This window comes from Roseivirga sp. YIW32 (genome assembly GCF_057219245.1).
In genome coordinates, this window is record NZ_JBXVVG010000002.1 from 763,013 (window position 1) to 776,508 (window position 13,496).

Consider the following 13,496-nt stretch of genomic DNA (forward strand, 5'->3'; position numbering starts at 1 on the left):
CTTGGCATTTGAAGTTAAATTTATAAAGATTTGATGAGGTCTACGCCTTTAATACGGTTTTCAATACATCAATTGATTTGATTTCAAGTCGTTCCTGCAGATGGATTGCATAAAACTTGATGATCTGATCTAGAATTTCTCTTCGATAGTCACTGGTTAATTTGATTTCTGCCCCGAAAGGTTGTTTGATCAATTGCTCAATGAATTTCTCTTCATTTTCTAACACCCTGAAATGCATTCCTGCATCCGATAATTGTTGCAGAAAATCAAGGTCTCCTTGAGGTCCGTATCCAAAATGAATGGCAGATTTAAGCAATAATTGAAGATGAAAATTCTCAATACCGTTTTGCTGATGGTCTAAATAAGCAATGGCATGAAATAAGAATTCAAATAAATCTGCATTGACCTCTTCCTCTTTCAGCACTTTGGCAAAAAATTCCGTGAGAAAAAGACCTATCGTTCTTTTGATCGGGTGGAAAGGGATCTCCTCAAAAGGGTTGGTGAGTTTTGCCTCAGAAATTCGCATCAGACCTTTGCCTTCTTTGTAATAGATGACCAGGTCAAGAAGGGATAGAGGTTGATAGAGAGCGGCTTTTCCCTTTGATCGGCTCGATCGAACTCCATTGATGATGAATGCCTGTGTTCCGTGAGCTTCAGTGAAGATTTTGGTAATGATGGAAGTCTCTTTGAACTTCAAACTACCAAGCACGATTCCTCTTGTTCTTTTTAGCACTAGATGACGACAATTTTACCTACAAATGTTTCAGATCCGTCTGCATTGCTACTAAAGATCAAATATACCCCAGCGCTCACGCGATTCCCTTGCACATCTTTCACATTCCAAATGGCGGTGCTTCCATTTGCCTGAATAACTCGAGTCAGTTTTCCGCTTGTATCGGTAAGCCTCAATTCAACATTATTCGCTAAGCCTTCGATAATGACCAAGCCATTAAAATTAGGACCAACGGGGTTCGGATAGATCTTTACATCTCCATGCTCAGGAGCACCTAATGTGGCATCACTTCTAAATGACGCAATACCTTTCGTTGTGGTGAAGTATACTTCGCCAGAGCCTTCGTCGATGGAGATATCCAGGATGTGGTTCGAAGGCAAGGGACTATTTTCAGAAGTGAAATACTGGATGAGCTCTTCTCCGGTTTCGCTGAAAAGCCACACGCCATTATCCAAGGTACCGATCCATTTACGGTTTGCCGGATCTATGGCGATTTTTGTAATGTGTTCGTCTCGTAAAAGGAAACTACCCTGAAAAATGGGGATACTTGCAGTAAGGGTTGCATTGGTCAAGATTTGCTCGGGCAAAGAATAAAAACAGATGCCTTCATCAGTACCGATCCAAATAAAACGTTCTTGATCTTGTACCACATCATTCACCAAACTTCCTGGAAGGCCGCCTTGGCCTCCATTAATGGTCAAATAACGCTCCCGATCGCTTTCTTCATTGTAGACCAATACTCCACCGCCTCGAGCATCATCTACGGTCATCCACTTATCACCATTGTCCATGATGAAAAGGTTGGTAAGGTGGTTTGCTTGGGGGTGGGTTAGACGGTAGGCCTGCCAAGTATTATTGCGTTGATCCCATTGATGAAGCTGCGGCTCAAGTCCTGTCTGTACCGACCAAAGGTCTGCTCGTTCATCGGTTTGAATGGCAGCAATGTTGTATCGACCATTGATGCTTGTTAGGCTATTGTTAGGTGAAAAGGAGGAAATGGGCTCAAAGCCTTGTGGTTTTTCCACGAAAAGGCCTTCCTCAAAAGACGAAATGATGCTGTTGATGCTTTTGGAGAAGTCATTGGGATCAGTGATCGGTGCTAACGTACCTTCAACCAGCAGTTCTTTTGAAGACCATAGTTGTTCTTTTGGATGATATTGGGAGATCGCTTCATTTGAGAGCCAAAAGAATTGATTCGCCGAGTCTGCTGCTAGGATGTGTTGATCTCCTGCCGGCCCTTGAGGGAGTATTTGGGTAGGTTCGTTATTGGCATTTTCGAAAAAAAGCAGGCCATGATTTTCCGTACCGATCAAAATATGCTCTTGCTGAAGAGATAGGCTTAAGAATTTTTGATTCGTATCGGCTGCGAGGAGCTGAGTTAATGTACCGTTATGAAAACGGAAGAGCCCACTTTCGATAAGAATGTAAAAGGCATCGGGTGTTGCGATAATTTCCTCGATTCGTGATGATAAATTCGAATCGAATACCCACTCACCGTTATTGTAAAGGAAAAGGTCGGTATCCGAAGAAGCGAGGATTCCGGTTGTGTTTTGTGCAATGGCATGAAAGGGGAGACCACTGAGTTGGCGCCTCCAAAAATTAAAATCTTGCCTGTTGGTTTGGTCATCCAAGCTGACAGATAAAATGCCATCATCAGAAGCGGCATAAATGCTGTCGTTTTTCAGGACAAGGTTGCGGATCGCTAGCCTACTACCATTTGGTCCTATATTCTGATAGCTCTCCACAATTACACCTTCGCTAAGGTCATATTTGGCGATACCAAAGTCGCTGCTGACCCAGAGGAATTCATTCTCAAATAGGAAATCATTGATTCTTTTTTGCGGAATGTTTTCAGCGTTAAGGATGTCATCTACGTTCCTAATTTCACTACCATTGAGTATGTCAATGTTGCCATTTTCATAACCTATGGCAAAAAGTGACCCACTGGCACTGCTCCTAAGCGCTGTGATGGCGATGTAACTCAGTCCGGTATTTTTATTCAGTAGGTTGATGCTTTGATCTTGTTGATCGATAAAGTAGGCTGCCAGTGTGGAAGCGGCAACATAACGATCGTTGGAGGAAGCTACGAAAGGAATTTGATGGTAGCTAAAATGACTTTTCCAGCCAAAGACAGGAATATCCTGAGCCGTGATGCCTAAACATACAAGGATCAGGAAAAAGCTAAGGAGAGACTTACTTGCGTTTCTTTTTCTCAGCTTGGCCTTCATAAAAATATTTACGATTTCTTGCCTCATAGATGTCGGCTTCACCCAATTCAACGGTTTTCTCTGAGTCCGTTAATTTATAAGAGAACGAGGCCAATGAGCCACTTACTGTACAAATGGCATGTAATTTTGTGACGAATTCGGCTATTGCCAATAAGTAAGGCATTGGACCAAAGGGTTCTCCCTGAGCGTCCATGTCTAACCCTGCGATGATCACGCGCTTGCCATTGTTGGCCAGTTTCCTGCAAACCGCAACAATTTCCTGATCAAAAAATTGCGCTTCGTCAATGCCAATGACATCGCTATTCCCGGCAAGCAATAAAATGTCAGAAGCAAATTGAACCGCAGTTGACCGGATAGTTGTCTTATTATGAGACACCACGTTTTCTTGATCGTACCGCGTATCAATAGCCGGTTTGAAGATCTCGACTTGCTGTTTTGCAATGGTCGCTCGTCTAAGCCGACGGATCAGCTCTTCTGTTTTGCCGGAAAACATACACCCACAGATCACCTCAATATGTCCTGAGGCATGCTTATCGGTAATATTGGTTTGCGGCTCTACAAACATTAATCGGAATAATTGATGTGCGGAAATTTGTTGTTATCAGCAACTGAAATCTCAATATCGTCATTTAGTTTGTTTTGACAGGCGAGTCTTTCGTTTTTCGCTAACCGTCCATTTTCTATGAGTTTTTGTTCGGCCTCATTCGGGGTATCGAATGAAGCTAAGCCCTCATGCACGATCATTTTGCACGTTGTGCAGCGTCCTTTGCCACCGCATGAATGCATCCAGTCTAATGGTGCCTCATGAATAATATCCAAGATGCTCTTGGAGTTATCATTACTGACAACCTCTTGATTGTTCAGATTTCTGATTCGGATCTTTGTCATATTGCTTAATTTACAAATCAAAATAATTCACTGATGCCCTACAAACTAAAGATTGATGCTGTTGAAGCTGTAGCTACTCAAATTGCAAAGCGAACACTTGATAAGACATTCAAAGAAACGCAAAAGGTAGATGGTGAAAAATTAATTTCCTTAACTAATTCTAGGCAAATCAATTCTTTTTTGATTCGGTCATTGTTTCATCAATGGAGAAGGGAAGTAGAGCATTTAGAAAGTCCTTATTTTGATTTTAAACATGAAAAGGTAAAAGATGCCCTCAAACAGTTCATGAATGTGCTGTCCAACCACATCAGCATTGATGAGGAACACTTAAGGCCTTTGTTGGAGCGTGCCGTGCGCGATGCTTTTCTGATCAGCTTTGAACCGGGCGAATACCTGAAAGGAACACTTGAAAGAGCAGATAAGCCGATAGATGTCAAAAGGGAATTAAAGTACATCAAAACCAATAGAACGGTATTCAAGCAACTTTTAGAGCAGATTGATGAATTCAGTACCAAGGACCTTGTTTTGGGGGTTTTTGATCAATACAGCAAGGAAGGATTCGAAGAGGTGGATGCCAAAGAATTGTTGATCAAGCTTGAGGCAGAGCATTTGATCGATGAGCTTTTTGATTTTGAAAAGCCTCCCGTTGAACCAGATGTTGCTGCTCCTCTTCAAACAACCGCTAGTTCGAATGAGGAGCAGAAGACAGAAAAGGTGCCAAAAGTGGATGTCACGCTGAATGATCAGTTTCAAGGCAACAAACAAGCCATGACCTTGGCAGAAAAGCTCCAACAAAAGATGAAAAAGAGCATTGAGTCTGGCCTCACACTCAATGAGAAGTTCATGTTTCAGAATGCTTTATTTGGCGGAGATGCGGCTAAAATGAGAGAAGCCCTACGTGCCTTAGATACCGCAAGCTCATTGAATGAGGCCTTGGAAAAAGCAAATGCCTTTAATCAAGGTTGGGACATGGAAAGTGAGGAAGTTGAGGCTTTGATGTTTATGCTGCAAAAAAGATTCAGCTAATTAGAATCTCATCAATACCTGACTTCTGTGCATGTCGATCTTCAAAAGTACAAAAAGCATGATCGTAAATGACCAAAGAGAAGAACCACCATAGCTAAAGAAGGGCAGCGGAATTCCGACCACTGGGAAGAGGCCGATCGTCATGGCAATATTGATGGCAAAATGAAAGAACAGAATGGATGCCACGCTGTATCCATATATTCGTGAGAACTTAGATTTTTGTCGCTCAGCGATGACGATAATTCTCATGATGAGGACTAAGAACAAGGCAATCACCAAGGTGCATCCTAACCAACCATGCTCTTCCGCCAAAGTAGAAAAAATGAAATCTGTGCTTTGCTCGGGTACATAACCAAATTTGGTTTGTGTGCCCTCTAAAAAGCCTTTGCCGGCAAAACCACCAGAGCCTATCGCTATTTTGGATTGTTCCAGGTTCCAGCCTTCCGCTTGAGGGTCCACCAGTTCAGGTCTAAAGATCGCTTCAATTCTACTTTTTTGGTAAGGCTTGAGTACTTCATTCAGTAGATAGTCTGTGGCAAAAATGAACCCGCTGATCACGACAACCACGAAGATGATGGACGGGATTCTTTTGCGCTGTTTTAATGAAAAAAGGATCAGAACAATACCCAGGCTTATGATGCCGATCAATAACTGAAACTTTGGGATCAGTAGCGTAAGGATAAAGAAAACGACAACGCTGATGCCAATGATCAGGTAAATGGCAGGAAAGCCTTCTCGATATAAAGGGATAATGAGCGCAAAGAAGATGATGGCGGAGCCGGCATCGGGTTGAAGCAGGATAAGTGCAATGGGTAATCCTAAGATGGCCAGAGCCTTAAGCTGGGAGCTAAAATCGGTGAGTTTTACTCCTGTTCCCGCTACAAATCGTCCTAGCATAAGTGCAGTAGCCATTTTGGTAAACTCTGCAGGTTGTAACCTCAGGAAGCCAAAATCGAACCAGGCCCTTGCCCCATTGATCTTAACCCCAAAAAGGAGCACCCCAACCAGTAGGGCAATCATGAGTCCATAGAAAATTGGACTAAAGGATGCGTAAATGCGAAAATCTAGCAATAAGATGACCGTAATCAAGATGACTGTGGCGCCAATGAAAAGCATTTGCTTTCCGCTGTTGAGAGAAAAGTCCAGAATACTCTGATTCTGAACAGGATCATAGACAGAGGCAAAAATGTTGAACCAGCCAAATAAGACCAGCAGAAAATAAATGAGTACAACTAACCAGTCTAGTTCAGAAAATAAGCCACCCTCTCTTCTCACTCGTCAGTATTCTTGAGGTTATCGAGGAATTTGCTATTGAGAATATAGTCCTCCTTGTCAAACCAGCCTTTTTTGATATATCCTCGGATGTACTTTTCGATGATCAAGGTGGCGGTTACGCCTGCGGCGCCACCTCCCCAGCCTGCATTTTCTACATATACAGCGATCGCGATCTTTGGATCATTGGCCGGAGCAAAAGCCATAAACACAGAATGGTCCAACGATTCGTCTTTGACTCCGTTCTCGGCAGTTCCGGTTTTACCGGCTACCGTGATATCTCCCATGTTGAGGATCGCTACTTTGGCCGTTTGCTTGGGAGCCCTGATCATTCCTTCGATCACAGCGGGGTAATATTCGTTACCCTTTCCGGGGTAGATCTTCTCAAATTCCAACGGTCGGATCTCGCCATCTTCTTCTAATGCTTTCACCAAATGCGGTTTGATGTAGTAGCCTCGGTTAGCGATGATCGCAGCAAGATTAGCCACTTGAAGTGGAGTCACTAAGAGTTCACCCTGTCCAATCGACAAAGAGTAGATGGTACTGTATGCCCATGTCCCTGTCTCCTTAGGGTACATTTTGTGATAGAACTGGTCATCGGGTACTAGTCCGGGCTCTTCACCATCAATATCTAAACCTAATTCTTGGCCAAAGCCAAATTTTTTCACAGCTTTTGCCCATTTCGCCATACCGATATGTGTGTCAGTAAAAATGTTGTCGCCAATGCCCTGATTCACTGTTCGGCGCATCACTTCCCAGAAGTAATTGTTGGAGGAGTATTCAATGCCCTTGGTCACGTCGTATCTACCCAAGGCAGCGTGATCCCCTAGATTGTATTTTTTTAACAGAATGTCTTCATCAGTGCTGATCACCCCTTCATCTAAAGCGATCAAGGCTTGCACTGTTTTGAAGATGGATCCAGGGGGATAGGTTGCTTGAATCGCTCGGTTGAAAAGAGGAGCAGTGGTATCACTTTTGATTTTTTCAAAGTTTCTTCCAAACTCTCTTCCTCTAAGCAAATTGGGGTCATAAGAAGGTGCTGATGCCATTACGAGCACTTCACCTGTGGCCGGCTCGATGGCCACCACCGAGCCTCTCTTTCCTGCCAATAACTTTTCTGCATAGGCTTGTAATTCAAAGTCTATGGTGGTATGTAAGTTCATGCCTGGAATAGAAGCGGTATCATAAGCTCCTTCTTGATAAGAGCCTTTTTCGATACCATTCACATTGACGATCTTATGACTTACCCCACGTCTGCCGCGCATTTGTTCCTCGTAGGTTTTTTCCAAACCTGTAATGCCCACAAAATCGCCCGCTTTGTAATAATTGGTGCTGTCTGAATCAAGCTGTCGAGGACTGATTTCTCCTGTATAACCGATCACATTTGCGAGAATATTATCTTCGTACTTACGCACGGTTCTTGGGTTGACATAGAATCCTTTGAACTCAAAAAGCTTATCCTGAATCCTTGCGTATTCTTCATGAGAGATCTTTTGGACAAATGCTGAAGGTTTTACGGCTGAGTACTTTCTGCTCTTTTGCATGCGCTCATTGAAGCTTGCTCTGTCGATGTTGAGCAATTGGCAAAATGCGGTGGTGTCTTCGATGTACACATCGCGAGGCACGACCATGAGGTCATAAATGGGTTCATTGTAAACGATAAGACTGTCATTCCTATCATATACTAATCCTCTAAATGGGTATTCAACGATGCGTTGAACGATGTTCCTTTCCGCTTTGATCCTGTAGGTATCGTCCACAACCTGAAGAGCGAAAAGCTTCACTAGAAATACGACACCGACCAGAATGAAGGCGCCTTGAATCACATATCTTCTACTTTCAAACATCACCGGGCTTTTTTAAAGAAGAAATACTGTGTTAGCACTATAAAGATGAAGCTAATTACGGCTGTAATCAAGCCTCTTAACAAACTTTGACCGATCAAATCTGCATTGCTGGCTTCCATTAGGAAAACCATGACGGAATGGGCGAGGATCAGAGGCATAGCATAGGTCAAATACCATGAAAAGCCATAATTGGCAATGGTGGGCAATTGGTTGACTTCATAACCACTTCTGGGTCCGTTGATGCGTAGCCAATAATACCGCAAGAACATCAGCAACACGGAGGCGGCTGCATGAATACCCAGGGTATGATAGAATAGGTCAATGATTAACCCAGTGGCAAAAGCAATGAGCATACCCACGACTGCGCTCATTTCTACCGGCAGTAATAGCAAGCAAAACAGGTAGAAGAAATTAAAACCGGTGCCGTAGAGTACAAAGTTTCGAAAGACCAACACCTGTAGTGGTAGCAAAAACAGAAAGCTCAATATAAGGGTTGAATAACTCCTGTTCATGGTTGCTGCAAGGGGTTATTATTTACTAATGAATCCAATTGAGGCTTTGCTTCATTTTTTACCACATACACTTGCGACAGTCTGGCAAAATCCACTGAGAGTGCAACCTTTATGTTCAAGTAGGTACGATTGGCATCCGTTTCTACAGCGGTAACCGTCCCTGCCAGGATCTCTTTAGGATAGATGGCATTATAGCTTGAGGTGACGATCGTGTCTCCTTCCAATACCGGTACATCGGGAGTCATGTACAGCACATCTGCCGTTTTTGCATCTACTCCGTTCCATAATAAGGTACCAATTCTTCCCGAAGGCTTATGTTTGATGGAGACAGGGTTCTTGGTGTTTAGAATGGAGATGCCTTGAGCGAAATTCTCACTAACTGACCTGATCTTTCCGACGATCCCAAGGCTACTGATCACTCCCATTCCTGGTGCAATACTATCTGATGACCCCTTATTGATCATGAAGAAATTATTTGCTAAGCGAAAATTATTTTGAACAACCTCAGCTGGAATATACCGGTACTGGATCGAGTCGATATCATCTGCTTCGCGAAGTAGTTGAGCTAAGGTATCCACGCTAATGGGCTTTTGGCTTTGGAGTAACATTCTAAGCTTTGCGTTTTCCGCAGCCAACTCTTCGTTTACTCCCTTTAGCTCGAAATAATCTTGGATGTTCCTGGATGTATTGCTAACAGAACCAATCAGTCCTGAGGCCCCATTGATGAATGCAGTCTTTTGATAATCATTATTGCCAATAAGAAGCCATACACAAATGGCTTCAAGCCCAAGGAAGATAAGAACGATCCTTGATCTTATTAGAAATGCAATTAATTGACTCATTCATTTTTAGGTCATCAATACAGCTCTGTAGCTATTGATGTTTTTTAATGCCTCTCCAGTTCCTCTAACTACTGCTCTTAACGGATCATCCGCAATGTGAATAGGCAGTTTTGTCTTGAGCGCTAAACGTTTGTCCAGCCCTTTCAACATGGCGCCACCACCGGTTAGGTGAATGCCTCTATCATAAATATCGGCAGATAGTTCTGGCGGTGAAATTTCCAATGCTTTCAATACGGCCTCTTCGATCTTTGATACCGATTTGTCAAGAGCAAATGCGATCTCGGAATAAGAGATCTTGATCACTTTTGGTATTCCGGTCATTAAGTCACGACCTCTGATCTCGTAATCTTCTGGTGGATCGTCTAATTCCGTTAGTGCAGAACCGATGGCCATTTTGACTTTTTCAGCGGAACGCTCACCGATCAACAGGTTGTGCTGACGACGCATGTAATCTAGAATATCTTTGGTGAAGGTGTCCCCAGCTACTCTGATCGATTGATCACAAACAATGCCGCTCAGGGCAATTACAGCGATCTCCGTCGTTCCACCTCCGATATCTACGATCATTGAGCCAACAGGCTCGTCGATCTTGATCCCGGTTCCAATAGCTGCTGCGATAGGTTCGTAGATCATGTAGACTTCTTTTGCGTTCGCATGTTCTGCGGAGTCACGCACAGCTCGTTTTTCTACCTCGGTAATGCCGGATGGAATACAAATGACCATGCGATGAGAAGAGGGCATAAAGCTTCTCTTCTTGAGGTCGATCATTTTGATCATCCCCTTGATCATCATTTCAGCTGCTTCGAAATCGGCGATAACGCCGTCTTTGAGCGGACGAATCGTTTTGATGTTATCATGGGTCTTTTCATGCATGTTCATCGCCTCTTTTCCGATGGCAAGAACTTTATTCGAGTTCTTGTCAATGGCAATGATCGATGGTTCATCCACCACGATTTTATCTTTATGAATGATCAGGGTATTTGCCGTACCGAGGTCAATTGCTATATCACTTGTTAGAAAGTCGAAAAAACCCATTCAAATGGTCTCCTTATCTGATTTAATGTCTAAAATTGTATCTATTTACTAAAAAAAACGCCGTATCAAAAACTTAATGTTTGAAATGGCGAGTATCCGTAAATACCATGGCCATATTGTGCTCGTCACAATAGGCGATCGATAGTTCATCCTTGATCGATCCGCCCGGTTGTATTACTGCAACAATGCCTTCTCCGTTAGCGATCTCTACGCAATCCGGGAAAGGGAAAAATGCGTCAGAAGCCATTACAGCGCCTTTCAAATCGAATCCAAACGTTTTGGCCTTTTCTATGGCTTGTCGAAGCGCATCAACGCGCGAAGTTTGTCCTACGCCACTTGCGAGCATTTGTCCTTCATTTGCCAACACAATGGTATTTGATTTTGTATGCTTACAAATTTTTGAGGCAAAGACCAAGGCGCGCTTTTCTTTTTCAGAAACACCTCGCTTTGTCACCAATTTGAAATTTTCTGATGTGTCGGTCACCAAGTCTCTGTCTTGGACGATGACACCATTTAACAAACTTTTGAACTGCTTTTGAGCAGAAAGTTGCTGTTTCTTCACGAGCAAGATTCTGTTCTTCTTGCCTTTCAATAGGTCAAGGGCATCAGAGTCAAATCCGGGTGCGATCAACACTTCAAAGAAGAGTGTATTCAGTTCTTCTGCAGCGGCAAGGTTGATGGGTTGATTACAGACCAAAACCCCGCCAAAAGCACTTACCGTATCTGCTGCGAATGCTTTCAAGTATGCCTCTTGGACAGTGGCTCCTGTTGCCACACCACAGGCATTTGTGTGTTTTAATATCGCAAATGCATTTTCCGAGGCGTCAAATTCCTCTATTAAACAGACGGCTGCGTCAATGTCCACTAGGTTATTGTAGGAAAGTTCTTTGCCATTCAATTGGTCGAAGAGGTCGTTCAGCGGACCATAGAATTCGCCTGCCTGGTGAGGATTTTCACCATATCTTAGTGTTCTACCTTCTCTTTCGCTGACCTTGAATTTATCTAGTCCTTCCTCTTGATTGAAATAATTGAAAATCGCTGAGTCGTAGTGAGATGAGATGTCGAAGGCTTCGGCAGCAAACTTTCTCCGATCGCTTAGGTCAGTTGAACCGTCTTTTTCTTTCAATAAGGATTCCAGTGCACCATATTGTTCTCGTGAAGAAACGATTAAGACGTCTTTGAAATTCTTTGCTGCTGCTCTGATCAAAGAAATTCCTCCGATATCGATCTTCTCAATAATGTCTTGCTCAGAAGCACCGGAAGCAACGGTTTCTTCAAAGGGGTAAAGGTCAACGATCACTAAATCGATCGAAGGGATCTCGAACTCTTTGGCTTGACCTAGATCACCTTCATTGTCTCGTCGATGCAGAATCCCGCCAAATATTTTGGGGTGCAATGTCTTCACTCGGCCACCAAAAATGGAAGGGTAGCTGGTCAAGTCTTCCACAGGAACAACATCTGCTCCCTGTTCTTCTATAAATTTTTGCGTTCCGCCGGTTGAATAAATGGTGACTCCGTTGGCTTTTAATAGCGAGATGATCGGTGCCAGATTGTCTTTGTAAAATACTGAAACTAAAGCGGATTGAATTTTTACCTGCGACATGTTCGAGGGGATTAATTAGGTCGCAAAACTAGGCATTTTAAATGGATTTGAGAACTTCTCGCTCAACCACTTTTGGATAATTTTTATGTTCAATGGCAAGAACTTTTTTAGCAATGTCTTCGGCAGAATCGGTGGGGCTAATGGACACCGTTTCTTGGTAAAGAATTTCTCCTTGGTCGTATACTTCGTTGACAAAGTGGATGGTGATTCCAGTCTCTTCTTCTTGGGCGTCCTTGACGGCTTGATGAACATGCATGCCGAACATGCCTTGGCCGCCATACTTAGGTAGCAAGGCCGGATGAATATTGAAGATCTTATTTGAAAAGCGCTTGACTAAGGCTTCAGGAATGAGCAACATAAAACCTGCCAGCACGATAAAGTCGACACGTTCTTTTTCAAGATGTTCAATGACAAGTTCACCATCAGCCCAATAGCTTCTGTTGTAAATATAGTGCGGAATGCCAAAGCGTTCAGATCGTTGGATAACACCTGCGGATTTGTTATTGGTGAAGACAGATACGATTTCAATGGAAGGGTGCCCTTTGAAGTATTCAAAGAATTTTTCGGCATTGGAACCGCTGCCAGAGGCAAATACTGATAGTCTCTTTTTCATTAGATCCAAATCATGCTAAGTACGCCAAGTAACATAATGAGTTTGCAATAGCCGCTCAATCGATGAAAACCTTTCACAGTATCAGCCTTGGCAATCCCATAACCCAAAGCACTTAGCGTCAAAAGTAAGACCATTGGTAGTATGAATGAAATGTTGTGCAGTAAGATGAATACGGTAATGGCAAAAATGGCCATGACGACAAGCAGGAAAACTTTTGTTTTGGCGACGCCATAAATGATCGGAATCGTCTTACAGCCGAATCGTTCGTCTCCTTTGCGGTCTTCGATGTCTTTGATGATCTCTCTTACCAACGTGATAAAGGCAGCAAAGACTGCATAGCATGCGATAATGTAGGTTCTTTCCTGAAAGTATTCGGCAACAAGCACTAAGGTCAATCCTGTTAAAATGGCAATGGATAAATTCCCGACAAGTGGCAGTCTTTTCAGTTGATTAGAGTAGAGCCAAAGTAGGAAAGCAGCACCAAACATGGTCACACCAATAGGCCATGAGATGTAAAAGCCCAGGCCAATGGCTCCAAAATTCAAAGCGGTGTGCCCAGCCAATACCCACCTTCTTTTAAGCTTTTTGCCCACGACAACGCGTTCGGGTTTATTCACAAAGTCGATCTTAACGTCATAATAGTCGTTGATCAAGTAGCCTGCTGCCGTGATCATCACCGTGGCCGAGACCATGAGGAAAAAGCCTTGATCCGTTAAAACTTGTCGCCAGGAATCTCTTGTGCCTACCAAAAAGATGGCTGTTAAATATTGGGTTAAGGCCACCATGAACAAATTGATCCCTCTTATGAATTTGAGGTAACCAATGATGTAGGATGGTTTAAAGAGGGCTGTGAGTTGCATCAGTAGTGCTTACGTAACAAAGCTACGCTTGTTTGGC

Annotated in this window: 13 protein-coding genes; 1 reads left to right on the top strand and 12 read right to left on the bottom strand. The window is 43.2% G+C overall.

The window, feature by feature from the left end:
- Positions 1–40: 40 nt before the first annotated feature.
- Genes recO through AC2D6U_RS12140 form a run of 4 tightly spaced genes read right to left on the bottom strand, consistent with a single transcriptional unit; the run spans position 41 to position 3,849 of the window.
- Entirely contained in the window at positions 41–733 is a 693-nt protein-coding gene (recO, locus tag AC2D6U_RS12125) for a DNA repair protein RecO (RefSeq protein ID WP_484721251.1), read from the bottom strand.
- On the bottom strand, positions 733–2,988 hold the full coding sequence (gene porZ / locus AC2D6U_RS12130) for a type IX secretion system anionic LPS delivery protein PorZ (RefSeq protein WP_484721252.1): 2,256 nt from the start codon (positions 2,986–2,988) through the stop codon (positions 733–735). The genes recO and porZ overlap by 1 nt, the downstream gene beginning before the upstream one ends.
- The gene (locus tag AC2D6U_RS12135; protein ID WP_484721253.1) at positions 2,927–3,526 is read right to left on the bottom strand and encodes a thymidine kinase; all 600 of its coding nucleotides are present in this window, start codon (positions 3,524–3,526) and stop codon (positions 2,927–2,929) included. Before AC2D6U_RS12135 ends, porZ begins: the two co-directional genes overlap by 62 nt.
- Positions 3,526–3,849 carry a 2Fe-2S iron-sulfur cluster-binding protein gene (locus AC2D6U_RS12140; RefSeq protein WP_484721254.1) on the bottom strand — a complete coding sequence of 108 codons (324 nt, stop codon included), beginning with the start codon at positions 3,847–3,849 and terminating at the stop codon, positions 3,526–3,528. The genes AC2D6U_RS12135 and AC2D6U_RS12140 overlap by 1 nt, the downstream gene beginning before the upstream one ends.
- A gap of 33 nt (positions 3,850–3,882) precedes the next feature.
- On the opposite strand from AC2D6U_RS12140, the gene AC2D6U_RS12145 reads away from it, so the two are divergent.
- Complete coding sequence (locus AC2D6U_RS12145; RefSeq protein WP_484721255.1) at positions 3,883–4,875, top strand: hypothetical protein; 993 nt, start codon at positions 3,883–3,885, stop codon at positions 4,873–4,875.
- On the opposite strand, the gene rodA is transcribed toward AC2D6U_RS12145, so the two are convergent.
- The 8 genes from rodA to AC2D6U_RS12185 form a co-directional block, all read right to left on the bottom strand.
- Entirely contained in the window at positions 4,876–6,150 is a 1,275-nt protein-coding gene (rodA, locus tag AC2D6U_RS12150; RefSeq protein ID WP_484721256.1) for a rod shape-determining protein RodA, read from the bottom strand.
- Complete coding sequence (locus AC2D6U_RS12155) at positions 6,147–7,994, bottom strand: penicillin-binding transpeptidase domain-containing protein (protein WP_484721257.1); 1,848 nt, start codon at positions 7,992–7,994, stop codon at positions 6,147–6,149. The genes rodA and AC2D6U_RS12155 overlap by 4 nt, the downstream gene beginning before the upstream one ends.
- Positions 7,994–8,464 carry a hypothetical protein gene (locus AC2D6U_RS12160; RefSeq protein WP_484721258.1) on the bottom strand — a complete coding sequence of 157 codons (471 nt, stop codon included), beginning with the start codon at positions 8,462–8,464 and terminating at the stop codon, positions 7,994–7,996. Before AC2D6U_RS12160 ends, AC2D6U_RS12155 begins: the two co-directional genes overlap by 1 nt.
- A gap of 38 nt (positions 8,465–8,502) precedes the next feature.
- Positions 8,503–9,348, bottom strand: coding sequence for a rod shape-determining protein MreC (gene mreC, locus AC2D6U_RS12165; protein WP_484721259.1), 846 nt, complete (start codon positions 9,346–9,348; stop codon positions 8,503–8,505).
- Positions 9,349–9,354: 6 nt separating this feature from the next.
- Positions 9,355–10,383 (bottom strand): rod shape-determining protein, encoded by a 1,029-nt coding sequence (locus tag AC2D6U_RS12170; protein ID WP_484721260.1) that lies wholly within the window; start codon positions 10,381–10,383, stop codon positions 9,355–9,357.
- Positions 10,384–10,456: 73 nt separating this feature from the next.
- Positions 10,457–11,986, bottom strand: a complete 1,530-nt coding sequence (gene purH / locus AC2D6U_RS12175) for a bifunctional phosphoribosylaminoimidazolecarboxamide formyltransferase/IMP cyclohydrolase (protein ID WP_484721261.1) — start codon at positions 11,984–11,986, stop codon at positions 10,457–10,459.
- Positions 11,987–12,023: 37 nt separating this feature from the next.
- Positions 12,024–12,599 carry a phosphoribosylglycinamide formyltransferase gene (gene purN / locus AC2D6U_RS12180; protein WP_484721262.1) on the bottom strand — a complete coding sequence of 192 codons (576 nt, stop codon included), beginning with the start codon at positions 12,597–12,599 and terminating at the stop codon, positions 12,024–12,026.
- Positions 12,599–13,459, bottom strand: a complete 861-nt coding sequence (locus tag AC2D6U_RS12185; protein ID WP_484721263.1) for a geranylgeranylglycerol-phosphate geranylgeranyltransferase — start codon at positions 13,457–13,459, stop codon at positions 12,599–12,601. The genes purN and AC2D6U_RS12185 overlap by 1 nt, the downstream gene beginning before the upstream one ends.
- Positions 13,460–13,496: the final 37 nt, after the last annotated feature.

Bases quoted from the DNA above. Each gene is read 5' to 3' on its own strand.
- porZ (WP_484721252.1), bottom strand. From the start codon at position 2,988: ATGAGGCAAGAAATCGTAAATATTTTTATGAAGGCCAAGCTGAGAAAA.
- AC2D6U_RS12135 (WP_484721253.1), bottom strand. From the start codon at position 3,526: ATGTTTGTAGAGCCGCAAACCAATATTACCGATAAGCATGCCTCAGGA.
- AC2D6U_RS12140 (WP_484721254.1), bottom strand. From the start codon at position 3,849: ATGACAAAGATCCGAATCAGAAATCTGAACAATCAAGAGGTTGTCAGT.
- AC2D6U_RS12145 (WP_484721255.1), top strand. From the start codon at position 3,883: ATGCCCTACAAACTAAAGATTGATGCTGTTGAAGCTGTAGCTACTCAA.
- AC2D6U_RS12155 (WP_484721257.1), bottom strand. From the start codon at position 7,994: ATGTTTGAAAGTAGAAGATATGTGATTCAAGGCGCCTTCATTCTGGTC.
- mreC (WP_484721259.1), bottom strand. From the start codon at position 9,348: ATGAGTCAATTAATTGCATTTCTAATAAGATCAAGGATCGTTCTTATC.
- AC2D6U_RS12170 (WP_484721260.1), bottom strand. From the start codon at position 10,383: ATGGGTTTTTTCGACTTTCTAACAAGTGATATAGCAATTGACCTCGGT.
- purH (WP_484721261.1), bottom strand. From the start codon at position 11,986: ATGTCGCAGGTAAAAATTCAATCCGCTTTAGTTTCAGTATTTTACAAA.
- purN (WP_484721262.1), bottom strand. From the start codon at position 12,599: ATGAAAAAGAGACTATCAGTATTTGCCTCTGGCAGCGGTTCCAATGCC.
- AC2D6U_RS12185 (WP_484721263.1), bottom strand. From the start codon at position 13,459: ATGCAACTCACAGCCCTCTTTAAACCATCCTACATCATTGGTTACCTC.